Source organism: Psychrobacter namhaensis (genome assembly GCF_016107545.1).
In the GTDB taxonomy this organism is placed as follows: Bacteria; Pseudomonadota; Gammaproteobacteria; order Pseudomonadales; family Moraxellaceae; genus Psychrobacter; species Psychrobacter namhaensis.
The window spans coordinates 87909-112925 of the sequence record NZ_JABASS010000006.1; the positions used below are offsets into that span (position 1 = coordinate 87909).

The window sequence follows — 25017 nt, forward strand, 5'->3', positions numbered from 1 at the left end:
GATTATGACCGTAAAATAAAAAACCAGCTTACCTGCTGGTTTTTTTGTGGCTAAATTTTAATTTTTAAACTTAAATACAGCATTATGTGTTTTAATTAAGCAATTATTGTGGGTGCTGTACAAAAACAGATGTATCAATGCCGTTTTAGGCGATGATCATACATCCGTTAAAGTACAGCAGTCAGAATGGCTCTTTATTCAACAGTGCGCGATATCATTTATAATGCAGCCTTTAGTGGCTAAATGATATCAGCAGTTTTTATTTATTAAGTTGGTCACGGCACGTATGTCATTAGTTTCTTCTTTAAAACACAGTATCTTCGTTCGTATTTATGCTGGACTACTTATAGTCTGTTTATGTGTGGCGTTATTTGCTCAGCTGTTGATGGATACAATCAATAAAGAACGCGTGCAGTCCTACCGTGAAAACATGGCCATGGGCGCTTTTCATCTGGTCAGTGAAGGTATTTCACATCAAGACAATGAAGAGCAGCGTGAGTATTGGCTGTCCGATGCCAGTAGCTTATTTGGCTCACAATTTCGTGTTGTACCTATTAGTGAGATAGATTTTAACGCCAGTGAACTGCGACGTTTTGAAAATGACAAAACGGTCGTTCGTTATGTCACTCAACCTATGTATGCTGATGTCTATTATCGTCTGCCAGATGACCAAAGCGTTTTAACCGCAAGGATATCACAAGTAACTGAGCAGCAAGTACGGGCAATCGCTGTGTTCTTGTTGGATGATTTGTCTTATTACATGACGTTGTCTGACAAACGGGCACGCTTGGCTCAGCTCGAAAAAAAGTTCTCCTTTCCATTAGAATTTAAAGCCGTCAACGCGCTTGATTTGGATACCGATCAGCTGGCGCGCTTACGCCGTGATGAAGTCGTCATCTCGTTACAGGACACCAATAGCAGCAAAAGTAATTCAGCTATCAAGGTAATAGTGCCGTCTGAGATTAACGACATGGCAATTTTGATCGGTCCTGTGCCACTGTTTAATTGGTATCCCCTTAATTTGATTATTAGTATGATTCTTATCAGCATGTTTTTAATCAGCTTGGGTGTGTATGCGCTTATTTTCCCTCTCGAACGCAAACTACAATTGATACAAGTCGGGGTTAATGAGGTCAGTAAAGGCAACCTTGATATTCAAGTTCAGGTACTGGGACAGGATGAGATTGCTCGTCTGTCAGCGACCTTTAACGCCATGACCTCGCATATCAAGCGTTTGATTGAATCACAGCGAGAGTTGACGCGTGCCGTGTCCCATGAGCTGCGTACCCCTGTTGCGCGTATTCGCTTTGCCGTAGATATGCTGGCTGATACGGATGATGAGGACTCACGCTTTATGCAGCGTGACTATATCGATGAAGACATTGAATCGCTGAATGGTTTGATTGATGAGATTTTGACCTATGCCAAGCTTGAAGAGGGGTCACCAAAACTGGATTTAGAACCAGTGAATCTAAGAGAGCTACTTGAGCAGATTGAACGTGAAACCAATGCTCTAGGCAAACCTATCAAAATTGTGACTAAATTACCCAGTGCTAAAGTCACGGCAGTCGCAGATCGACGTTATTTACACCGTGTGATTCAGAACCTCGCAGGTAATGCGTTACGTTATGCAGAAACGACGATTATCATTAGTGCGGGCGTCAAAAAAGGCAATGCCTTTGTGAGTGTAGAAGATGATGGTCATGGTATTCCTGAAGCAGATCGCGAAAAGGTGTTTATTCCGTTTTCACGGTTAGATGACAGTCGTACACGCGCATCAGGTGGCTATGGTCTGGGCTTGTCTATTGTGTCGCGCATTGCCTTTTGGTTTAATGGCAGTATGAAGGTAAACGAAAGCCAAGAGCTTGGTGGTGCCCGATTTGTCATGACTTGGCCCATCAAACCACTGACACAAATTCTGGCGGCTGATGAATTGACGCAAGAAAAAAGCGAGCGTGACTTTGAAGTGAAATAGTGAAGTGAAACAGTATCGTCGTATCGTCGTATCGTCGTATCGTCGTATTGGCTCATTGATCTTCTTTAGTTAAAATAGGGTTAACGTAATCAATGGGTTATGGGGTAGGCTGACTACATAGGTCGACTGATTATCGGTAAACTGATGGTTTTGAAAAGTAGCTTGCAAGTATAGGAGAGCAAAGCGTGCCATATTTATTTGGTGGTTTGATAGTTCTGAATGCGCTAACGTTGGGTTATTACCTATTCTTGCAGCAGCCATCGACTACACAAACGTTAAAAGCGGCAAAAGACGACATAACGCAGCCCTTAGCGTTTACCAATAGTGCCAAATATATTCCGCCTGTCATTGGAACGAAAGACTAGGCCGTACGGCTTCAAACCACCGTAAAAAAAATATGTAAAGACTTCTTTAGATGTCCACTCCTGCATTTTTAGGCATCTTTACCCGATGTCAGGTCGTGAGAGACAGGGGTTTTCTCTGTATCAGCGGCCACCGTCTTATCCCCAGCAACCTTGGAGAGTAGGGGAATACGCACGCACACTTGTAAGCCACCATCAGGATGGTTGATGGCTTCCACGGCCCCGTGGTGCAGACGCGCGATACGCCCTACAATGGCAAGACCTAGCCCGCTACCTTGGGTGGTACGCGCTGTCTCTCCACGCTCAAAGGGCTGCATAATCCTCTCTAGTTGATCTTCTGCCACCCCATCACCGCAGTCACGCACACATATCACTAACTGTTCTTGTGCTTCTTTATTGACAGCACTCTCGCTGACCACATCGCTGTCTGCTTCTGGCGCGGTTTCTGTGAAAGTTGGCACGACCGTCGCTGACAGATAAATTGGTGGTTTACCGTAGCGCTTCGCATTGTTTACCAAATTGATAATGAGACGTTTGATAGACATGGGACGGACGGGGACCACTTTGTGACACTCTGATTGGTAAACAAATTCCATCGGCGAAAACTGCACCATAATTTCATTAAATATGGTATCCAAATTGGTTAGGCTGACCGGTTCATCGGAGCCATCTTTCATAAATGAGATAAATTGCTCCAAAATAGCGTCCATATCTTCAATATCGTAAATCAACCCTTCTCGAAAAAAGTCATCTGGCAGCATCTCGGCGGTCAAGCGCATGCGCGTCAATGGGGTACGCAGGTCATGTGAGATACCAGCCAGCATGATCGTTCGTTCTTTTTGCGCCTGATTTAAAGTGGTAAATAAACGGTTGAACGCCATGTTTACTTGACGTATCTCGGTAGGACCTTTTTGCGTGGGTAATGTGGTGGCATGTCCAAGGCGAATATAGTTGGTTGCTGCACGCTGTAAATATCGTAGCGGACGATTTAGTTGCCGTGCGAGTAAAATAATGGTTAAGAGGGACAAAATCGGCAGGCCAATAAGGAACAGTACCAGCAACCCTGGACTGTATTGAGAGTAATAAACCACCGGTTCGCGAATCCAAAAACTGTTATCGCGGCTGTCTTGTACCCAAAGTTGCGGCGTTGGTTTAAATTTAAAATACACCTCAACAGGACGACCCAACTGCGCGCCGATTTCGCGTTGGAGCACATCGGTAAAGACGCCAACAAAGGCCTTATCAGAAACCTCTGGAAAGTCATTAGGATTATTCACCACCACCACATGGGAATGCTGGTAAATCCATTGACGCACCTTAGGCCGATTTTGCCAGTCTTCATTGACGCTGTTCATTAACTGCAGCTCGCTTGTCAGGTAGCGCGCATGGTTTTTTAGCTCGGGCAAATACAGGCTGCGCCAAAAAAACAGAATCGACAAACTGACACTGATAAGAACGATAAAAGCGACCATCAAGGTTGTCAACCAAGTGTTAGAGTAAGAGCGTGGCAGCCAACCTTTACGACGGGGTTTTGGGTTTGGGGTGGTCATATAAATCCAACATGTTGGGAGATATTTTATTAAACTCAAAGTAGAGATAACGACTTGTCTGACTACTTTTAAAGCACAGTTTCATTCTTCTAAGGATGAGAGCGATCATTTTAATGATTGACAGTGCTATGATGCTATAGAGTAGCACAATAAACCAACAACACGACTGGTTGAAATTCACCCCTGTTATCAATAATGTTTTACATGGATGGGCATTTAAGCTATTGTTAATAAATAATTAAATAAGCGCAGTTTATGTTTTCAATGAATCAAGACTGTGATATAATTATGCCCTTTTTGGTATACCTGCGAAAGAGAGAATTCACATGGTTGTTATTCGTTTAGCACGGGGCGGTGCCAAGAAACGCCCATTTTATCAAGTAGTTGTTGCTGATCAACGCCGCGCGCGTGACGGTCGCTATATTGAAAACATCGGCTTTTTTAACCCACTCGCTAAAGAGTCTGAAGAAGCAGTACGCCTAAATATGGAAGCGTACAATGCGTGGATCGCAAAAGGTGCACAACCTTCAGATCGCGTTGCTTCATTGGTAAAATCTTACAACAAGTCTGCCGCTCAAACTGAAGCAACTGCTTAAGTTTTTTGCTGTCACTGAGATGCTGGTAACACGTTTATAAGCATGACTCAGAAGACTTTAGAATACATAGCGTAACTGGTTTGACCAGGGTGCGCCATTAACTGTTTATCGCTTTTGACTCAATTGTCCTTTACAGTTGGTGTTTTAATCATTTTAGGTTAGCCGTTATGTCATCTACTCCAAACGCTAGTTCCCTTATGAAGATCGGTCAGCTTAAGAAGCCTTATGGCATCAAAGGCTGGCTTTGGGTGTTTAGCGATACTGATGATCGTACGGCCATATTTGACATGCAGCCGTGGTGGATGAAAACCGCCACTGGCATGAAACCTTTGACTGTGAAAGCTTGGCGTGAACAAGGAGTAGGAATTGTCGCTCAATTTGAGCAAATTCCTGATCGTAATGTTGCTGAGACCATGAACGGGGTGACCGTTTGGGTTGAACAAGACGTTTTGCCTGAGACAGCAGAAGACGAATATTATTGGTCGGATTTGGTCAGTCTGCGCGTGATAAACGAGCAGGATGAGTATCTAGGCAATATTACTGAAATGTTTGAAACCGGCGCCCATGACATCATGCGGGTAACGGCAAATTCAGACAGTTTGGATAGTGAAGAGCGCCTGATTCCATGGCACAAGCAAACTGTGATAGAGGTCGATATGACTGAAAAAACAGTGCGGGTGGCGTGGCCAAGTGACTATTAATATCGTACTTAGTGATATCGTTTCTGGTGGTATCGCTTCTGGCTTTTTAGTCAGACGGCATTAGTTTTCACACCGATTGTTTTAGCCTTAAGGTAAGTAGACATCAGATGTATTTTGCCGTCATTAGTATTTTTCCTGAGATGTTTGCCACGATTCGTGAGTTTGGAATCACGGGACGGGCGGTGACTCAAGAGCAAATTACGATTGACTGCATCAATCCACGTGATTATACCACTGATAACTATCGCCGTATTGATGAGCGCCCGTATGGTGGTGGTCCTGGGATGGTGATGATGGCTGAGCCATTATCAAAAGCCATTGAGGATGCGCGCCTGCGAGCCGGTCAACATGGTTGCCGTGTCGACAGTGAGCACTGTCCGGTGATTTATATGTCACCACAAGGGCAGACGCTCAGCGAGAGTAGCGTGGTCAGTATGGCTAAGTATGATGGCATGATTTTATTATGCGGTCGTTACGAAGGTATTGATGAGCGCTTACTCACGCAGTATGTCGACATGGAAGTATCACTTGGTGATTATGTGTTGACTGGTGGCGAGCTGCCAGCAATGGTGCTAATGGATAGTGTGATACGTCGTTTGCCTGATATCATGGGCGATGACAAGTCAGCTGAGCAAGACTCCTTTGTGGATGGCTTGCTTGATTGTCCACACTATACGAAGCCGCATGAGTTTGCTGGTATGGCAGTACCTGAGGTTTTACTTTCAGGTCATCATGCCAATATCGCTAAGTGGCGCTTTAGTCAGCAAGTCAGTCGTACGCAAGCGCGTCGTCCAGATTTATGGCAAGCGTTTACCCCAACGCTTACGCAAGCGAAGTGGCTAAAAGCATTGGCAAAAGCAGATAAAAACGAGTTTTGATAAACAGTTAAGCAATAGAATTTTGAGCAATAATAAAACGAGTCATAGCATAATGGCCGTTGGTTATAACCCATTTACGTTGTGTCTCACTATAAAGAGATGCGATTAATTATTACAAACAGGTGATATGCGTTAAGCCTCTATTATCTAATGTGAGGAGATAACTCTCATGAGCAACAAGCATCCATTGGTTCAGGTCATCGAAAACGCTCAATTGCTTGAGCGCCCAAGCTTTGCACCCGGCGATACCGTTGTGGTTCAAGTAAAAGTACGTGAAGGTGAGCGTGAGCGTCTACAGGCTTTTGAAGGCGTTGTAATCGCTAAGCGTAACCGCGGTGTAAACTCGGCGTTTACCGTACGTAAAATCTCAAGCGGCGTTGGTGTTGAGCGTGCATTCCAATTGCATTCACCAATCATTGATAGCATTGAAGTGAAACGCCGCGGTGCTGTTCGCCGTGCGAAACTGTACTACTTACGTGAGCGCTCTGGTAAATCAGCCCGTATCCGCGAAAAGCTTGGTGCTCGTCCAGTTGCTCAGAAAAAAACTGACGCTGGTGTACCGGATGCAGTTGAAACTGCCCCTGGTATCTAAGCACACGCTGGCTGTTCTTAGTTGATCGTATGATTGACTAAGCTCAGGCAATAGTAGATACAAGCCCTTATTCATAGGTTTATTTATAAATAAGCGGGCCATACCAAAAAAGACAAAACCCCAATCTATGCGAAAGCTAGATTGGGGTTTTTGTATGTGGGGTTTTAAGTTTGAGCGTTGGCGTTAAACAATCAACTTAGTGATCAAATTAGACGTCAAAGTTATCGACGCGGCTACTTTGATGTTTGGACTTACTGTACTTGCGTAATCGAATGTATATCGTCTTAGTGACGGTAGCGACAGTTTTCTGCTGTTCATCGACGAGATCGACTGTGTACGTGCGAAACACCGCATCACCGTTTTTTGCCAGTTCTTGAATAGTGGTAATCTCGGTGCTGGGAATCTTCATTCGAGCGGTGACTTTGCTGTTACCAGGAGCGACAAACTCGATATGTGAGCTTTTATCCCAAACCACGTAACTGCTACCCAATTGGTGCATCAGCATTATCATATAAAATGGATCAACCATGGCGTACAAGCTGCCCCCAAACTGGGTGCCAACGATGTTTTTGTTCAGACTGTTTAACCCCATACTCACCACGCACAGTCCTTGATCAAGGTCGATGTGATCAATTTTAATGCCAGCACCAACGTATGGGGCATAAGTGTTGATACGCAACTTAAGTAAATGCGGTGTCAGCAGCGGCATGATATTTTTTTTAGCTTTACGTTTTAATGTCTCAAAATTGATGGGTAATAAACTCATAAATCAATCCTATTATCTTGCTTTTTAATTTTACATGCTTGCTGATTGAGATACATTTACATGCTAAGTACTAAAGAGTGCGGGACCAAAAAACCTTTATCATAATGAAAAACCACGAAGCTCGCTAGGGCGTGTCCTCAATTCAATCGATAGTCATCTAAATGGACTAAAAAAGGCTAAATTTTGCCAAACAGCGGCAAATAGTTGGTTAATATTTCAATATTATCTGCACTATTTTTCTTGTTTGCCTGCAATTTATCTCATTTTTATCACCATTTTTAAAATGAGGACACGCCCTAGTCTTAAAGCGGGCTAAAGCATTGATCGAGTAACGCTAGTTTTATACTACTTGATCTACTATAGCGTAACTTATTAAAGCGTTATTAGCGGTAAAAATAGGTATCCACCATAGCTATTGTCCCTTTTTCTGAGCTCATATTAACCGATCAACGTCGGTTCTCCTACTATTACTTTTTCGAAATAAAAGCCAATTAAGGTTCATAAAATGATAAATGCAAACTTTTAGTTATCATTAATAATGAGACGCATAGTATCTTTAAATAATTATAGGCTCGCAATTCAAGGTCTCATGACATACAATAGCGTGCAATTTGTGATGGACGCTTTACTGGATATAGAGCTAAGTCAACTATTGTAATTAACCGAAGTCTCAGTCGACATAAGGAAATGTGATGAGTAATACTCAGATACCTTCTCCAGGGTCTAATCAGAAGCCTTCCAATCCATCCGACTACGACAGCGAGCTTGCAGGCAGTTATCGTGATTTGCATCAATCAAGCGCAAGCTTTGACAGTCGTGACGCGTATCTAAATCATGAACTACAGATCATGCAGCCAAAGCGCTGGCGTGCAAACTTACCGTTTCGTGATTATCGTTTTGAATATGAAGATACCATTCCAGCAATGGCCGCAACCATTGGTAAGGTGGTCATGGTGGGTGCCATTGCCGCAACTTTTGCAGGGCCACTTGGTTTGGGCGACGCGTTTGTTTTAGAAAACGTGCGTTATGAGCTATTAATTGTCTCGTTTTTTGTCATTTTATTTTCAGGGTTTTTGCTACCGACAGCCAACCTTGCGGGTACTCACGGTCCATTAATTCCGCTGATTCCTATTGTGGTTGCCGCTGGCGGTCACCCGATGGCCTTTGGCCTGCTCATTGGTGCCTTCGGTTTGCTCCTAGCCATCAGTAAAGGGGGCAGTTTGCTGGCAAACTTGACCAGTAAAGGCGTGTGTGGTGGTTTGCTGCTTTATTTAGGTTTCATTGGTACGATTTCACAAGTTAAAAATCTGTTTGCTTGGGCGGAAGGCATTGGCATGGCGCACATTGCCTTTGTGGTGATTCTACTGACGATTGTACTGTATGCGGTGCTTGAGAATTTCCAAAAGCGGTGGTTAGCTGTGCCCTTAAGCTGCTTATTGGGCGGGGGTGTCGCTTTTGCCATGGGCGCACCGTTTGCGTTTGAAACGGCACCAGGTCTACCAAACATGAACCCGATGTACTGGTGGGGCGAAAACACCGGTTGGATGCTAGGACTACCCACTGTTGAGAGCTTTATTGTGGTGCTGCCATTTGCCGTACTGGCTGTCGCCATGTGGTCACCAGACTTCTTGGGTCATCAAGTCTTTCAGAAAATCAGCTATCCAAAACGTACTGAGCGTGTGCTCATGGATATCGATGATACGATGACAAGCGCTTCTATTCGTCAGGTGGCAGGCTCGATACTGGGCGGCGCGAATTTTGCGTCGTCATGGGGTACTTATATTGTACCAGCGGCGATTGCTAAGCGTCCTATTCCGGCAGGGGCTGTGTTAACGGGTGTGTTTTGTCTGATTGCGGGTGTGTGGGGTTATCCCATGGATTTGGCCATTTGGGAGCCAGTGATGTGTGTGGCGCTGATTGTGGGGGTTTTTATTCCCTTGCTTGAAGCGGGTATGGAGATGACACGTGAAGGTAAAACGACGCAGTCCGCAGCGATTGTCGTGTTTGCTTCCGCGTTAGTCAATCCGGCATTTGGGTGGTCGATCACCTTGGTGCTTGATAATCTAGGACTTATTGGCTCTAAAGAGCGTAGTGCCAATCTCTCGAAAATGAGCCGCTGGATTATTCCTGTGATTACCTTTGTGGTCTTAACTGGGGTGATGGCTATCGTTGGTATGTTGCCTGGTATTCCAGCGCTGTTACCAAACTTCCGTCATTAGTAGCTTGCAAGTAGTACGCTTAAAAAACCAGCCTTGTGCTGGTTTTTTTTATGGCAGTTGCTAAACATGTCATCAGCTTGCAAAATCGGTGTGGTCGCCCCATAAATATTGATATTCATCACGTTTTAAGAGCAAAATATTCTATGGTCAATGTTTCAGCATCGAGCCCCGCCGACGATAAAACAGTCCGCCTTAAGCATTTAATTCAGCGCCTGCCAAACTTGCCAGGGGTCTATAAAATGCTGGGTAAAAACGGTGATATTCTGTACGTTGGTAAAGCCAAATCGCTAAAGAGTCGTGTAAATAGTTATTTTGCGAAAACGATTGACCACCCCAAGACACGGGCGCTGGTGGCTCGTATTCACAATATCGAGACCATTATTACTCGTAGTGAAACTGAAGCGTTGTTACTCGAGCAAAACCTGATTAAAGAACATCGTCCGCCTTATAACGTTCTGTTGCGTGATGACAAATCCTACCTTTACGTGTTCATTTCAGCGGATGATCCTTATCCCAGACTGGCGTATGGGCGCGGCAAAGGCAATCATCAAAAAGGACGGTTTTTTGGGCCTTTCCCCTCAGCCCATGCCGCTAAAGAAACACTGGTGCTGATGCAAAAAATGTTTCAAATGCGCCAATGTACCAATACTTTTTTTAAACAACGCAAGCGCCCTTGTCTTGAGTACCAGATTAAGCGTTGCCGTGCGCCTTGCGTGGGTTTGGTGTCGCCAGAAGAATATAGCGAAGATGTTAACAACACGATTCGCTTTTTAAAGGGCGATTCTAGCGACATTCATAGTGCCCTGATTGAAAAAATGGAGAGTGCTGCTGAAGCGTTGGATTTTGAAAAGGCCGTATTTTATCGCGATCAGCTGTCGATGCTGCGCGAAGTACAAGCGCGGCAAGCCGTTTATACGGTAGAAGGTGAGGCCGATGTGATTTCTATTGCCAGTCAGGCAGGTATGACTTGTGTCAACGTACTTACCGTGCGCGGTGGCCGTGTGTTGGGTGGTAAGAACTATTTTCCTGATGTCGATAGTAGTGAGCCGCTTGCAGATAACTTGTCGGCCTTTATTACGTCGTTCTATTTTCAGGTGACCGATGATTTACCAGCAGAGATTATTTTAAGCCATGAGTTGCCGGATCAAAATGCCGTTAGTGAGGCACTGGCAACGCATTTTGGTAGCAAAGTCGTTATTAAGAATAAAGTACGCGAGCACCGTTCAGAATGGCTAGACTTAGCAAAACTGAATACAAATAATGCGCTAAAAACCAAGCTGGGTGATTATTTAGAGCTGCATGCACGCTTTGGCGCTTTAAAAGACGTGCTAGCCGATGTCACAGATCGAACCATTGATCGGATTGAGTGTTTTGATATTTCCCATACCATGGGCGAGGCGACCATTGGCAGCTGCGTGGTCTTTGATCAAGGTGGCTCGCGTCGTCGTGATTACCGTCAGTATGCGATTCATGATATTCAAGGCGGTGATGATTATGCGGCAATGAAGCAAGTGTTGACGCGTCGCTATAAGAAACAGCCACTGCCAGATTTGTTGCTCATCGATGGTGGTAAAGGACAACTTGGCATAGCAAAAGACGTGCTGACAGAATTGGGTATTCTTGGTGATACCTTGCTCATTAGTGTGGCAAAAGGCGAGGGGCGCAAGGCTGGACTTGAAGTACTACACTTTATCGACCATGAGCCGCTTGATTTGCCAATGGATAGCAAAGCGCTGCATTTATTGATGCATATTCGTGATGAGGCGCACCGTTTTGCGATCACAGCGCATCGTAAGAAGCGTGATAAGCGCCGTTCCTCGTCCGTGCTTGAGGTGATACCAGGACTCGGTGAAAAGCGCCGCCGTGACTTACTCAATCACTTTGGCGGTATGCAGCAGCTGCTTGGGGCCTCTCAGCAAGAATTGGCAGGTGTGCAAGGCATTGGTCCGGTGCTGGCGAAGACGGTTTATAAAGTACTGCATGAGTAGCCTGACCAAATATTATACTAAGTAGCTATGACCTGAACTTGGTTTTGGCCGTGTCTTAATATGATGCGTTGGCCACACTATAATGGGGACATCATAGACAGTTTTACCCAACCATGATATCCCCATTATTTTATTTTTAACAAGCGAGTCGCTATTATTTATTGGCTTTTCTTTGGTAAGTCACAAATCTAAACGCTAACTCGCTTTTTTCATCGCGCATTTGCTCAGATTCTGCTGCGACCACAAAGTCATCGGGCAATTCTGGATAAAAAGCCTCCCCATCAGAAATGTCAGTGTCTACGTGGGTCAATTCGATACGATCCGTGTACATCATGGCGTCATTAAATACGCGCTCACCACCAATCACCCAAATCGTGTCAAGATGCGCGCCGTGGGCGAGACTAGCGGCTTGCGTTAACGCATCGTCTAAATTGTGTACGACATAGGCGTTATCGTTGCCGACTAGGCCTGCTTTTTCAGCGTAATCCAACTGGCTACTGATAATAAAGCTCACGCGCTTTGGTAACGGTTTGCTGCCCATCGACTCAAATGTCTTGCGGCCCATAATGACGATACCTTGCGTCGCGCCCTCATTTTCTTTGGTGGACAGCTTTTTGAAATGCTGCAAGTCTGTTGAGATATGCCACGGCAGCTTATTATCCTTGCCGATACAGCGATTACTACTAATAGCAGCGATTTGGGCGACTTCAGTGCGGGCATAACTCATAATATATCCTTGTTATTCTCATTAAAAATGAAGTAAAAACAGCTGCTTATACCGCCACTTTTGCTTTAATAGCAGGATGTGACTCATAGCCATCCACGCTAATATCTTCATAGGTAAAAGCAAAAATATTATCAACATCCGCGTTGAGCGTCAATGTTGGCAGCTGATAAAGCGAGCGTGTCAGCTGTCGTTCGACTTGCTCGCGGTGGTTTTGATAAATATGACAGTCGCCGCCCGTCCAGATAAACTCGCCAACGTCGAGTCCACAAACCTGCGCAACCATGTGGGTCAATAGCGCGTAGCTTGCGATATTGAACGGCACACCTAGGAATAAATCTGCTGAACGCTGATAGAGCTGGCACGACAGTTTATTGTCCGCGACAAAGAATTGAAACAGCGTATGACAAGGCGGCAAGGCGACTTGTTCTGCCTCACCCGGATTCCAACCTGACACAATTAAGCGTCGTGAATTGGGGTTGTGCTTTATTTGCTCAATAACTTGCGCTATTTGATCGACGCCATCGCTGTCGTAGCTGCCATCTTCACGCTTACTTGCGCCATAATTACGCCATTGATGACCATACACTGGGCCTAAATCGCCAGCAGGACGGTTGAAGCGGGCGGTTTGTTCTGCCGTTGCCCACTCATTCCAAATACGCACGCCGTTTTCTTGTAAGTAGTTGACGTGGGTGCTCCCGCTTAAGAACCATAGTAGCTCATAGACGATGGATTTAAAGTGTACTTTTTTGGTCGTTAACAGAGGAAAGCCTGTCGTTAAGTCAAAACGTAACTGCGCGCCAAAGTGGCTTAACGTACCCGTACCAGTACGATCGCCTTTTTCCGTACCATTAGCGAGGACGTGGCGCAGCAAATCAAGATACGCTTGCTCGTTATTACTTTGGTTGCCATTGATCATAAAAAATGCTCTTTAATTACTGCCGACAGCGCCTACTACTGGGCGAATTATCGTTATAAACACTGTCATTGTTAAAAGTATTGCTAGGGTAGGTGTTTGTCACCATTTGCCCTATTATTCATATTCAAGTTATCACTGTCGGTATTGAAGCAACCGTCTTAATAAGCAGCTTGCTTGCCCCAATCATAGATACCGCGTTTGTAAGCGTAACCGACCAAGAACAGACCAATAATAATCATCGGGGCGCTCAAAATTTGTCCTTTGGTCATCCAACCTAACAAAATGAATCCTTGGTCGACATCCGGCTGACGGAAGAACTCGATGATAAAGCGGCTAAAACCGTAACCCAACATGAAAACACCAGTGACTGCCATACGAGGACGAGGTTTTGAGGAATACCACCACAAAAAGAGAAACAGTAGCAGCCCTTCGGCAAAGGCTTCATACAACTGTGACGGGTGGCGCGGCAGTAGATACTGTCCATTGACCTCAATCATAATATCTTGCAGCTCAGGATTGGCCTGTAGTAGCTGCATATCAAAGCCCGCCGCCTGAGGAAAGTAAGTGAGCCAATTATAACCGCCATCAGAGACGCGGCCCCACAACTCACCATTGATATAGTTACCAATACGGCCAAACAACAGACCAGTCGGTACGCACGGGACGATAAAATCAAGCACCTGAAAGGGTGTTTTTTTATACTTGCGGGCGAAATACAGCATACCAAGCATGACACCGATGAGGCCACCATGAAATGACATACCGCCTTCCCAGACTTTGAATAGATAAGCGGGATTTTCTAGCAGCTCGCTGAATTGATAAAACAACACATAGCCGACCCGGCCCCCTAAAATGACACCCAGTGCCCCAAAAAACACCAAGTCCGAGACCATGTCTGTAGACCAGTTGTCGCGTTTGGTGCTGCGATACCATGCCAAACCATAAGCGGCAGCAAATGCCAGTAAATACATCAGTCCATACCAATGGACTTCGACGGGTCCAAGTGCTAAGGCGACAGGATCGTACTGAGGATGAATCATCATAAGGGCATCATAATATTGATAATAAAGTGCTGACTATAATAGCAAATTTCATCCGCGGGGCATACACAATTGCGAGGCGGCAGTCACTGGAGGTGGGTAAGATGAGGCATCACTTCTAACCGTACTTTATTTGCTTTATGGGGGAGTGACGCTAGATGATAGCCTAGGGCAAACATGCCGTCTTTAACGCTATCGGGCTGTCATTATCACGTGAGCGTGACCGAGTGGGGTTAAATGGCGACCAATTCTTGCACGTTGTTTGCTAGCATGCTGTCGCCTGTCCCCTGCGACACTACTTGCCCGCGTGACAGTACGGTGTAGTTGTCAGCAAGCTCCTCGGCAAACTCGTAGAACTGCTCGACCAGTACAATGGCCATGTCGCCTTGATTGGCCAAATCGCGCAGGACGCGGCCAATATCTTTGATAATAGATGGTTGAATACCTTCAGTCGGCTCATCTAAAATCAATACGGTTGGCTCAGAGGCTAGCGCACGAGCGATAGCCAGTTGCTGCTGCTGACCCCCTGATAAATCTCCACCGCGACGATGTTTCATCTCGTCGAGTACGGGAAAAATGTCATACAAATGCGTCGGCACTTGCCGCGCTTTGCTACGTGAAAACTTGGCCATACCAATCAAAATGTTTTCCTCGACCGTCAATGTCGAAAAGATATCGCGCCCTTGCGGCACGTACGCTAGGCCTTCCCGTACGCGCTGCTCAGATGATAATTTGCTAATGTCTTTATCATTGAGAAAAATTTGTCCTGACTTGATTGGCAATATGCCCATCAGACATTTAAGCAGCGTGGTTTTGCCTACGCCATTGCGACCAAGTACCACACTACATTCGCCCACGGGCGCGGTAAACGAGACATCGCGTAAAATATGACTACCGCCGTAGTATTGGTTGATGGCATTAACTTGTAACATAATTGTCTCCTAACCTCGAATTGTATAACGGCTTATCGACCCAAGTAGGACTCAATCACCGCTTCGTTGGCTTGTACCTCAGCTAACGTACCTTCGGCCAAAATAGCCCCTTGCGCCAATACCGTTACTTTTTCGCTAATAGCATCGATAAAGGTCATGTCATGCTCGACCACTACTAAAGTATGGTTCTTTTTGAGACGCAGGCACAGCTCAGCGGTGTGCTCGGTTTCGGCATCGGTCATGCCAGCCACAGGCTCATCAAGCAAAATAAGCTTGGGACTTTGCATAAGGAGCATGCCAATCTCAAGCCACTGCTTTTGCCCGTGTGAGAGCAGGCCAGCAGGTTTGTTGATACTGTCTGTTAAGCGGATTTGCTGCAAGGTAGCATCAAGGGTATTGCGAGTGTCGGCATCAAGTTTATTAAACAAGCTTTTGACGACGCGCTTGTCTTTGGGTGCGGCAAGCAACAAATTGTCCATCACCGTAAAATTTTCGAACACGGTCGGTTTTTGAAATTTACGGCCAATACCAGCCTCGGCGATCTCTTCGGTTGATAAGCTGGCAAGGTTGTGGGTTTGACCAAAAAATACGCTGCCCTTAGTGGGACCGGTTTTACCAGTAATGACGTCCATCAGCGTGGTTTTGCCCGCGCCATTGGGGCCGATGATGCAGCGCAGCTCACACTCTTCAATGTAGAGCGACAAATTATTGAGTGCCCGAAACGAATCAAACCAAACACTCACCTCTTCTAAGTACAGAGCAATGCCATGGCTAAAATCCACCTCTGCTGATTTTGGGTGACTGAGGCCATCACCGCCATGCGTACGTCCATATTCATTGGTTGGATTAGATGGCTTGCCGTTATTACTAATATTGCCATTAGCGCTAAGGGTATTATTTAATGACTCACTTTCGGGCGTGACACGAGTAGGCGGCTTGGACGATAGTGATTTTTGATTTAGCATTATTGCTTCTCCTTTTTAAAGCGGTCAAACAAGCCCATAATACCGTTGGGTAAGAACAGGGTGACCACCACGAACAGCCCGCCTAGTATCAATAGCCAAAACTCAGGATAGGCGACCGTAAAGTAGGTTTTAACCGAATTGACCACACCGGTGCCTAAGATGGCACCAATCAGTTTGCCTCTACCGCCCGTTGCCACCCAGACCGCCATTTCAATGGAGTTCACAGGGTTCATCTCGCTCGGATTGATGATCCCCACTTGTGGCACATAGAGCGCGCCTGCAATACCTGCAATGACGGCGGATAATACCCAAGCAGACAGCTTGTACCATAGCGTGCGATACCCCAAGTACTGTAAGCGGTTTTCGCTATCACGAATGGCGCCAAGCACACGGCCATAAGGCTGATTCATCAAATAGCGTAGGCCCATGTAGGACAGCAAAAGCGCGACGGCAGTAACAAAGCACAGCAAGGCGCGGGTTGAAGCGGCAGTAATGTCATAGCCAAGTAGCGTGGTAAAGCCCGTAAAGCCATTGTTGCCGCCAAAGCCCGTTTCGTTACGGAAGAATAATAAGGCTGCGGCGTACACCATCGCTTGGGTGATGATCGAAAAATACACGCCTTTGATTTTGGAGCGAAAGGCAAAGAAGCCAAAAATAAAAGCGATCAGACCAGGTACCAGTACCACCAGCGCCATGGCCCACCAAAAGTTTTGGGTGCCCGCCCAGTACCACGGCATTTCAGTCCAGCTTAAAAAGCGCATAAAATCGGGCAAGGCGTCGCCCGCTGTTTCGCGTGTTAAGTACATGCCAAACGCATAACCACCCAAGGCAAAGTACAAACCGTGGCCCAAACTCAAAATACCGGCGTAGCCCCATACGAGATCTAACGCTAAGGCCACCATGGCCAGTGCCATGATTTTGCCAATGAGCGTGATCCAGTAGGCGGATAGGTAAAAAGGGGAGGCCTCTGGCATCAAGTGTAGCCAAGGCAGTATCAGTAGTATGGCAAAGCACACACCAATTAAAATGGCGCTACGCGGTGTATCAGACAGTAATTTGGTCACTATCATAGCGGTCTCCTTATTCGACAAAGCGGCCTTTGAGTGCAAATAAACCTTGTGGCCGCTTCTGAATAAACAGAATCACAAGAACCAACAACACAATTTTAGCCAATACAGCGCCAATACCAATCTCGAGTACTGTGCCGCTGATACCAAGCCCTAAGGCGGCTAATACCGCGCCCCATACTTGTCCGACACCGCCCACGACCACGACCAAAAACGTGTCAATAATATAAGTTTGACCCAAATCAGGGCCCACATTGCCTACTTGAGCCAAAGCGCAGCCAGCCATGCCAGCCAGTCCAGAACCCAAACCAAATGCCATCATATCGATACGGGCGGAGCGGATACCGACAGCACGCGCCATTTGACGATTTTGAGTGACTGCTCGTATAAACAAACCAAAGCGAGTTTTGTTAAGTAAATACACCAAGAGCGCCACGATAATGATAGTAAACACGATGATGGCAATACGGTTATAAGGAAGCACAAGGCTTGATGACACTTGATAAGCGCCGCTGAGCCACGCCACGTTACTAACTTCCACGTTTTGCGCGCCAAAAATCATCCGTACCAATTGCATCAAAATTAGACTCACCCCAAAGGTGGCCAATAAAGTCTCTAGCTCACGGCCATATAACGGACGAATCACGATACGCTCAATAATCATGCCGATGATAGCGCTGACCATAAAAGCCGCTGGAATAGCGGCAAGCAAATACCAACCAACCATATCTGGCAGGTAAGTTTGAAATAAGTTTTGCACCATATAAGTGGTGTAAGCACCAATCATAATCAGCTCACCGTGCGCCATATTAATCACGCCAAGCAGACCAAAGGTAATGGCAAGGCCAAGCGCTGCCAGCAGTAAAATACTGGCGGTACTCATACCCGTGAAGATATGACCGGTCCATGTGCTTATTTGGATACGGCGCGCCACGCTATCTCTGGCATCGATAAGGGCCGCTTCGAGCGTGGAGTTTACATTATCATTGGCAAGGGCAGACTCGATATCTACCAATACCTGCGGGCTGTCGCTGTCAGCAAGCACAGACAGTGCCGCAATTTGCGTTGGCAGATCACCGTTTTTGAAGTCAATACGCGCTTGCAATGCGGCCAGTGCTTTTTTGACTTTAGCATTGTCCTCGGTAGCCGCTGCTGCTGTAATAATGGCGGGATCTACTTGGTCAATATTGTCAGCCAAAATCGCCACGGCTTGTAGACGCTGGGCGGGTTTGTCAGACTCTAGCTTGACCTTGGCGCGCCCAAAGATAAGCGCCGAGCGGAGCGCATTGGTCAGGGTGATTGGTGACAAATCACTTGGCCAATCTGCCGTCTCTTTTTTATCAGGATAAGTAAACAGCTGATCATCGGCATTGAGCAAATAAGTTTGTCCACTGTTACCTTGATATAGCTCGTCATTTTCAATGAACGCTACCAAATTATCCAGGCTCTCAACCGAACCTGGCCAGTGACTTAGCATGGCTTGCCGCTGACCAAAATCACCCGCCACAAACTGCTCGATAGCGTCCCCTGAGGCCGCAGTTGAGGGCAGGCTGGTTGGTGCTGATTCTGGCGTGATGAGCGATTGCTCGTGCTGAGTTTGCAGGGTGTCACTGGGCGTATTTAGCGCAGCTGCTGTCACTGCTACCGTATTTGCTTGGGTGGCCATTTCGCTGCTGTGCGTATGCTCGGTTTGGCTCTCATGAGCGTGAGCCACCGTGACCGTACTGAGTATTAATAACCACAATAGCTGTCGTGGCAGCCACTGCATAAAAGCAGATGACAGGCTTATTTTTTCATTGATGCTGGTGTTATTAATGGAGGCGCGCTGATAGGGTGTGACGACGGGCGTGGGGTTTCCTATGGTAGCACGTAAAGTATGGCGCTGCATGTGTGGCTCCCTGTTTTTCACAGACAACAAACCCTCAGCCTTTACTATGTGGCGTATCAAATAGTAAAGATATGGTTAAGGTTTGAAGGTCTGTAAATGGTTGAAAATAAATGTGGAGAGTCGGCAAGAGGACGGTTACTGATGTGATGTCTATCTTGCGTTTCTCGCCCATGTGCTTGTCAGCACAATTTATTTGGGGATATACTCACTCCATGGCTGCGCTCGGATGACCTCTGGCGTTTTAAAAATGGTGTCAAACTGACCATCCGCCCGTATTTGACCAATCATGACAGGCTTCCACAAATGATGGTTTTCCTCATCCATTTTCAATGTGTATCCTGACGGGGCGTCAAATGTTTGCCCAGCCATGCTGATGCGCACTTTATCAACATCGGTAGTACCAGCATCTTCAACCGCTTGTTTCCACATATTGATACCGACATAGGTGGCTTCCATCGGGTCATTGGTCACCACTTTGTCAGCGTTCGGTAGGTTATGGTCTATGGCATATTGTTTATAGCGTTTAGTGAAGTCGCTATTGGTTGGGTTTTTGATCGACATAAAGTAGTTCCATGCCGCCAAATGTCCTTGTAGTAAGCTGGTATCAATGCCGCGCAGCTCTTCTTCGCCCACAGAGAACGCCATGACTGGGATATCTGAGGCTTTGATCCCTTGGTTGGCAAGTTCACGATAAAACGGCACGTTTGAGTCGCCATTGATGGTAGAGATTACCGCTGTCTTTTTGCCCGTTGAGAATTTTTTAATGTTGGATACGATGGTTTGATAGTTACTGAAGCCAAATGGCGTGTACTCTTCCATGATGTCTTCATCAGCCACGCCTTTTGACTTTAAAAACGCCTTTAAAATCTGGTTGGTGGTACGTGGATAGACGTAGTCAGTACCCAGCAATACAAAACGCTCGGCGCCGCCGCCTTCCTCACTCATCAAGTACTCTACCGCTGGGATGGCTTGCTGGTTTGGGGCAGCCCCAGTATAAAAAATGTTTTTTGATTGCTCTTGACCCTCATACTGTACGGGATAAAACATCAAGCCATTTAATTCCTCAACCACTGGCAGTACGGACTTACGTGATACCGATGTCCAACCACCAAAAATCACATCGACTTTGTCTTGTGTTAATAGCTGACGGGCTTTTTCAGCAAATAAGGGCCAATCAGAGGCAGGGTCAACGACCACAGGTTCTAGTTGTTTACCAAGCACGCCGCCATTGGCATTGATCTCATCAATGGTCATTAGCGCAGTGTCTTTTAAAGAGGTTTCAGAGATGGCCATGGTGCCAGACAGCGAGTGTAAGATGCCTACTTTGATTGTGTCGCCGTCAGCCACAGGGACGGTTGTGGTTTCTGTCGTTGTCTCTGTTGTCGCAGTCTCAGCAGGCTTTTGACAGCCAGCGAGACTCAAGCTACCAACGACGGCAATGGCTAATAGCGAAAAGTGTGATTTCATTTTGCCGTGGAAATGAGCGTTAATAAATTGAGGATTGGCTAGCATGGGTAACGAAAACATGGACATCTCCTAAATAAACACAAAGATAAATACTGCTCCTGAACACTAATTAAGAGTTCAAGTTCCATGCCAAGTCAAAAAGTCCCCTAATCGAGTAATAGTTGAGCAATAATCAAATATTATCGGCTATTTTCCTTAATTTAGTGCATGACTGTGCATAAGTTGCACCATAAAGGTGAGAATAAAAAAGGTTGGTGCAGCAAGATAGAAGGGCTGAATTACAGATATAAAGACATTTATTGCTAAAAATCGCCAAAACGGCTACGGTGATATCGTTAAGGCATGCGTGATTCTGGGCGGTTATAGGTTTTTAATTTTATATAACAGTCCATTTGCGTTAATCCATTGTGGTTTTTGTTTTTTAGAGATGAGCAAATAAAATCTAAAACGAGGATTGTTACTCGTGTCAGAGTGCCTACGTGTCTACGCGTTGAATGATTCTACAAAAGGAGTGTTATGTGTATTGTCGCCATTGCTTGGCAGTTGTTTGATGAGCTGCCATTGGTACTACTGTCAAACCGCGATGAGTTTTTACAGCGTCCAACTGAAAGGTTGCACCAGTGGCCCGACCAGCCAATCTATGCTGGGCGTGACAGCCAAAGCGGTGGTACTTGGTTGGGGGTTCACCAAGAGCAAAGTGCAGATTTTCACCAACAGAACGGACGCTGGGCTGCGGTATTGAACTTTCGTGATGGCGTACAGGCAGGTTCGAACGAACGTTCGCGCGGTGAGCTGGTAACGCGTTTTTTGACCAGCAGTATGAGCCCAATGGCTTTTGCGCGGCAGGTGAGCTTACAAGACTATGCTGGCTTCAATCTTATCGTTGGTGACGCCGCCCAAGCGGTCATCGTCAATAATCGCGGCCATGCACCCACGCCACTATATACCGGACTGCACGTTCTCTCCAACGGTCAACCAGAAGAAAGCTGGTTTAAAACCGAGCGTTTACGAGCGCGTTTACGGCAAGAAGTGTTGCCGCTGATTGCAGAGAACAGCTCACCTGCGCACTGGCAACAGGCGGCCTTCAATGTGTTATCAGATAGCACACAAGCGCCAGCGGACAAACTGCCCAATACTGGCGTAGCTGTTGAGATTGAGCAGATGCTATCTTCTGTTTATATCGAGCCTGTTGCTTTTGGCAGTAAGGATCAGAACACACCAACTTATGGGACGCGTACCCAAAGTATTTTAACTTTGCATAAAGACAGGAAAAAAGACGCCACCATTACTGCTGGGATTAGCAGTAGAGAGTGTCATCATGATGCAAAATGATGATAAAACTTGCCCATAAAAAATACCCACGATAATGGCTAAAATCTCTAGCGATTATCGTGGGTATCTATTATTGTGTTATCAACCGAGTATTGTTGTGTTATCAACCGAGCGATCTTCACACCAACAAGTGATTGTCTTGTTCAGGAATGATCAGCTCTTGTTTTAGGGGAAGCTCGCGTACCAGCTCTTGCAAAGCACGGCGATAGACTCCTCGTTTAAAGTGAATCACTTGTCCAAGTGGATACCAGTAGCTGACCCATTGCCAATGATCAAATTCTGGCTTTCCTTCATCAAAGCGAATATGTTGAGTATTTGGCTCATCTAAGCGGAGCAAAAACCATTTTTGTTTTTGCCCAATACATAAAGGGTACTGTCCATGCCGCACATAGCGTTTTGGCAGTCGATAACGCAACCAATCTTGCGTCACTGCCAATAATTCTACATGACGTGGATGCAGGCCGACCTCTTCCCAGAGCTCGCGATACATCGCATCCATCGGCGTCTCCCCGCGGTCGATACCACCTTGCGGGAATTGCCAAGCGTTGTGACCAATACGTTTTGCCCACAGAACTTGCCCTTGTGTATTTGCCAAGATGATGCCGACGTTGGCGCGAAAGCCGTCTGCATCTATCATGACTAAACCTTTTTAATTTGTTTAAAATACCGCTTATTTCGACCTGATACCATGACAGCAAGCATAATTATTATAGGGTGATTGTTATCGCTATCAGGCAAAAATAAGATTCATTACCGTTATTAAACCAAGAAACAAGCAAAATGTGTAACAGTATTTTGCTATAAAATGTTTCACGAGTTTAACCGTTTAAAATCAATGGTTTATAATTGGGCATTTTTTGGTCTACGTCATAGATATTTTTATGGTTGACGTCTGCTTCATTGCCAGCCGCTCAGTAAAGGGATAAACGAAGAGGCTTTTAGGTAAGTGATGTCTTTATAAAATCTGGTTTGGGCTTATGCTACACTAACCCAATAAACGATGGTATAAAATCATAATAGCCTACCTCGATAATCAGTTTTTTAAGTAAAAAAAACCAATTAAAAAGAAGCCAATTAAAAAGCAACTAAGGGAAATCTAAGATGTCAGAATCAAAAGCAAGCGTTACGTGGCAAGAAAATAAAGCATTTATGGGCGTCTCACCGTCAGGACATGAGGTACAAATCGATGCCGATAAGGAGAAAGGGGCAAGCCCGATGGAGCTTATTTTGTTAGGGCTTGGCGGCTGTGCGAGTTATGATGTGGTATCGATTCTGCAGAAATCTCGCCAAGAGGTACAAGATGTACGTTGTGAGTTGACCGCCAAGCGTGCTGAAACAGTACCAGCGGTATACACTGACATTCATATGCATTTTGTTGTGACGGGTCAAAACATTAAAGACAAACAAGTTGAAAAGGCTGTGAATCTATCAGCAGAAAAATACTGCTCGGCCAGCCGGATGTTGGCACAAGGCGGCGTGAATATCACGCATGATTTTGAAGTTATCGCAGGGTAGGGGCAAAGAAAATAATGAATGCACTCTTTGGATTGGTCCCTGATATCGCTGCCTCTGCAATATGGGCCATGGTGGTAGCAAGCCTACTGCCGCTTTTAATGGCGTTGACAGCAAAAATCATTGGTGGCTTTAGTCTGACTGACAATGCGCATCCGCGTGATTTTCTGCAGCGTACGACGGGTGCGGCCGCACGTGCTAACGCAGCACAGCAAAACAGCTATGAAACCTTGCCGGTATTTTTGGCAGCAGTACTGGTGGCCATGTTGTTCTTTGTGCCGCAACTGATTATCAATACATTGGCTTGGCTGTATGTGTTGATTCGTATTGGGTATTGCGCGGCGTACATCACCAATTTGGCGACATTTCGCTCCATCCTGTGGGTGTTATCGATTGCTTGTTGTTTGATGTTATTTTACTTAGCGATTCGAGTCAGTGTTTAACGACAGATAGTGATAAACATCCTTTTTTTAATATAAAAGCAGTGAATTATTCGCCTACACTGGTGTACAGTGCGCTAATAATTGCTGCTTTGTTTTTTTCTCGTTTGATACCTTCCCACAGGGTTTGCGCCTCACGATAACCTTTGGTCAGCATACCCAGCCACTGCTTATAGCGACCCACTAAAACCACGTCATTTTTAGCTGCGCCCTCTAAGAATTTAATCTGATGAGCGATCAGATCTTGCCACAATAGTATCGTCGTATTTTCTGAATTTTTATGACGGTCACTATCGACTTGTGCAATCAAATCGGGACGAGTGACTGCGCCGCGACCTAACATTAGGTGGGGGGTTGCTGCTTGAGTCATACAATCCTTTGCTTGCTCTGCTGTCCATATCTCGCCATTGGCAATCACTGGAATGCTAAGCGCATTAAAATTTTGGATTTTATCCCAATAGGCAGGCGGCTTATAGCCTTGGGTTTTTGTGCGGGCATGAATGGTCAGCCAATCAGCGCCGCTAGAAGCAATGGCTGCGCGAATGTCATCCATGCGACTGGTGTCGGTATAGCCCAAACGAATCTTCGCAGACACAGGAACATCGGTAGGTACAGCTCGACGCACGGCGCTGATAATGTCGTACATCACTTCTGGTTCATCAAGCAGCACTGAGCCGCCACGATGACTATTGACGGTCTTAGCAGGACAACCAAAGTTGATATCAATGGCTGGTGCGCCAAGCTCACAAGCATAAGCCGCATTTTCTGCCATGAGCTGCGCGTCGCTACCGAGTAGCTGTACGTGAATGGGCGTGCCTGATGCTGTCTTGGCGCCATGGTGCAGCTCAGGGACGTATTTATAAAATACGTGAGCAGGCAAGAGATGCTGAGTGACTCGAATAAACTCACTGACTGACCAATCATAAGGACGGCCCAAGTCGGCGGCAATTTGCGTTAAGATTTGCCGCATCAAAGGATCAGTCAGGCCCTCCATTGGTGCAAGGAGGCGGACAGGGTCAGCAAATAACTGGTGTATGGTGTTTTGTCGTGCTTGAAGCTGCTGATTATGGTTCATGCTGGTTATTCACTGCTAAGAAGTCGTTA

23 protein-coding genes are annotated in these 25017 nt (G+C 46.0%); 11 read left to right on the forward strand and 12 right to left on the reverse strand.

The window, feature by feature from the left end:
- Positions 1-286: 286 nt before the first annotated feature.
- The gene (locus JFC06_RS06675; protein WP_193005562.1) at positions 287-1975 is read left to right on the forward strand and encodes an ATP-binding protein; all 1689 of its coding nucleotides are present in this window, start codon (positions 287-289) and stop codon (positions 1973-1975) included.
- 185 nt (positions 1976-2160) lie between these two features.
- On the forward strand, positions 2161-2340 hold the full coding sequence (locus tag JFC06_RS06680) for a hypothetical protein (RefSeq protein WP_198334427.1): 180 nt from the start codon (positions 2161-2163) through the stop codon (positions 2338-2340).
- 68 nt (positions 2341-2408) lie between these two features.
- On the opposite strand, the gene JFC06_RS06685 is transcribed toward JFC06_RS06680, so the two are convergent.
- Positions 2409-3887 (reverse strand): ATP-binding protein, encoded by a 1479-nt coding sequence (locus tag JFC06_RS06685; RefSeq protein ID WP_198334428.1) that lies wholly within the window; start codon positions 3885-3887, stop codon positions 2409-2411.
- Positions 3888-4213: 326 nt separating this feature from the next.
- Between JFC06_RS06685 and rpsP the strand changes: the two genes are divergently transcribed.
- The 4 genes from rpsP to rplS all read left to right on the forward strand — a co-directional run bounded on the left by rpsP (position 4214) and on the right by rplS (position 6654).
- On the forward strand, positions 4214-4483 hold the full coding sequence (rpsP, locus tag JFC06_RS06690) for a 30S ribosomal protein S16 (RefSeq protein ID WP_193005559.1): 270 nt from the start codon (positions 4214-4216) through the stop codon (positions 4481-4483).
- Positions 4484-4650: 167 nt separating this feature from the next.
- Positions 4651-5184, forward strand: coding sequence for a ribosome maturation factor RimM (rimM, locus tag JFC06_RS06695; protein WP_198334429.1), 534 nt, complete (start codon positions 4651-4653; stop codon positions 5182-5184).
- Positions 5185-5291: 107 nt separating this feature from the next.
- Complete coding sequence (gene trmD / locus JFC06_RS06700; protein WP_198334430.1) at positions 5292-6062, forward strand: tRNA (guanosine(37)-N1)-methyltransferase TrmD; 771 nt, start codon at positions 5292-5294, stop codon at positions 6060-6062.
- Positions 6063-6231: 169 nt separating this feature from the next.
- Positions 6232-6654, forward strand: coding sequence for a 50S ribosomal protein L19 (gene rplS, locus JFC06_RS06705; RefSeq protein WP_193005556.1), 423 nt, complete (start codon positions 6232-6234; stop codon positions 6652-6654).
- A gap of 208 nt (positions 6655-6862) precedes the next feature.
- Here the strand turns inward: rplS and JFC06_RS06710 are convergent, their stop codons facing one another.
- Positions 6863-7420 carry a DUF4442 domain-containing protein gene (locus JFC06_RS06710; RefSeq protein WP_193005555.1) on the reverse strand — a complete coding sequence of 186 codons (558 nt, stop codon included), beginning with the start codon at positions 7418-7420 and terminating at the stop codon, positions 6863-6865.
- Positions 7421-8112: 692 nt separating this feature from the next.
- Here JFC06_RS06710 and JFC06_RS06715 point away from each other — a divergent pair.
- Both JFC06_RS06715 and uvrC read left to right on the forward strand, forming a co-directional pair.
- Positions 8113-9639: a DUF3360 family protein gene (locus tag JFC06_RS06715; RefSeq protein ID WP_193005554.1), complete on the forward strand. Its 1527-nt coding sequence runs from the start codon at positions 8113-8115 to the stop codon at positions 9637-9639.
- Positions 9640-9782: 143 nt separating this feature from the next.
- Positions 9783-11627, forward strand: a complete 1845-nt coding sequence (uvrC, locus tag JFC06_RS06720) for an excinuclease ABC subunit UvrC (RefSeq protein WP_198334471.1) — start codon at positions 9783-9785, stop codon at positions 11625-11627.
- Positions 11628-11781: 154 nt separating this feature from the next.
- Here uvrC and JFC06_RS06725 read toward each other — a convergent pair whose 3' ends face one another.
- The 8 genes from JFC06_RS06725 to urtA form a co-directional block, all read right to left on the reverse strand.
- Positions 11782-12354, reverse strand: a complete 573-nt coding sequence (locus JFC06_RS06725) for a dihydrofolate reductase (protein WP_198334431.1) — start codon at positions 12352-12354, stop codon at positions 11782-11784.
- 46 nt (positions 12355-12400) lie between these two features.
- Positions 12401-13270, reverse strand: a complete 870-nt coding sequence (locus JFC06_RS06730; RefSeq protein WP_198334432.1) for a thymidylate synthase — start codon at positions 13268-13270, stop codon at positions 12401-12403.
- 158 nt (positions 13271-13428) lie between these two features.
- A complete protein-coding gene (gene lgt, locus JFC06_RS06735) occupies positions 13429-14313 on the reverse strand; it encodes a prolipoprotein diacylglyceryl transferase (protein WP_198334433.1) in 885 nt (294 codons plus the stop codon).
- 230 nt (positions 14314-14543) lie between these two features.
- Complete coding sequence (urtE, locus tag JFC06_RS06740; protein ID WP_198334434.1) at positions 14544-15242, reverse strand: urea ABC transporter ATP-binding subunit UrtE; 699 nt, start codon at positions 15240-15242, stop codon at positions 14544-14546.
- 32 nt (positions 15243-15274) lie between these two features.
- Positions 15275-16114: an urea ABC transporter ATP-binding protein UrtD gene (gene urtD / locus JFC06_RS06745; RefSeq protein ID WP_406947917.1), complete on the reverse strand. Its 840-nt coding sequence runs from the start codon at positions 16112-16114 to the stop codon at positions 15275-15277.
- 92 nt (positions 16115-16206) lie between these two features.
- On the reverse strand, positions 16207-17277 hold the full coding sequence (gene urtC, locus JFC06_RS06750) for an urea ABC transporter permease subunit UrtC (RefSeq protein ID WP_198334435.1): 1071 nt from the start codon (positions 17275-17277) through the stop codon (positions 16207-16209).
- 10 nt (positions 17278-17287) lie between these two features.
- Positions 17288-18940 (reverse strand): urea ABC transporter permease subunit UrtB, encoded by a 1653-nt coding sequence (urtB, locus tag JFC06_RS06755; protein WP_406947916.1) that lies wholly within the window; start codon positions 18938-18940, stop codon positions 17288-17290.
- Between the two features lie 411 nt (positions 18941-19351).
- The gene (gene urtA, locus JFC06_RS06760) at positions 19352-20629 is read right to left on the reverse strand and encodes an urea ABC transporter substrate-binding protein (RefSeq protein ID WP_198334474.1); all 1278 of its coding nucleotides are present in this window, start codon (positions 20627-20629) and stop codon (positions 19352-19354) included.
- A 516-nt stretch (positions 20630-21145) separates the two neighbouring features.
- Between urtA and JFC06_RS06765 the strand changes: the two genes are divergently transcribed.
- The gene (locus JFC06_RS06765; protein ID WP_198334436.1) at positions 21146-21961 is read left to right on the forward strand and encodes an NRDE family protein; all 816 of its coding nucleotides are present in this window, start codon (positions 21146-21148) and stop codon (positions 21959-21961) included.
- A 118-nt stretch (positions 21962-22079) separates the two neighbouring features.
- Here the strand turns inward: JFC06_RS06765 and JFC06_RS06770 are convergent, their stop codons facing one another.
- Positions 22080-22598, reverse strand: a complete 519-nt coding sequence (locus JFC06_RS06770) for an RNA pyrophosphohydrolase (protein ID WP_193005547.1) — start codon at positions 22596-22598, stop codon at positions 22080-22082.
- A 464-nt stretch (positions 22599-23062) separates the two neighbouring features.
- On the opposite strand from JFC06_RS06770, the gene JFC06_RS06775 reads away from it, so the two are divergent.
- Entirely contained in the window at positions 23063-23476 is a 414-nt protein-coding gene (locus tag JFC06_RS06775) for an OsmC family protein (RefSeq protein ID WP_198334437.1), read from the forward strand.
- A 14-nt stretch (positions 23477-23490) separates the two neighbouring features.
- Complete coding sequence (locus tag JFC06_RS06780; RefSeq protein ID WP_193005545.1) at positions 23491-23916, forward strand: MAPEG family protein; 426 nt, start codon at positions 23491-23493, stop codon at positions 23914-23916.
- Positions 23917-23962: 46 nt separating this feature from the next.
- On the opposite strand, the gene JFC06_RS06785 is transcribed toward JFC06_RS06780, so the two are convergent.
- Positions 23963-24988, reverse strand: a complete 1026-nt coding sequence (locus tag JFC06_RS06785; protein WP_198334438.1) for a tRNA dihydrouridine synthase — start codon at positions 24986-24988, stop codon at positions 23963-23965.
- Between the last annotated feature and the right edge of the window lie 29 nt (positions 24989-25017).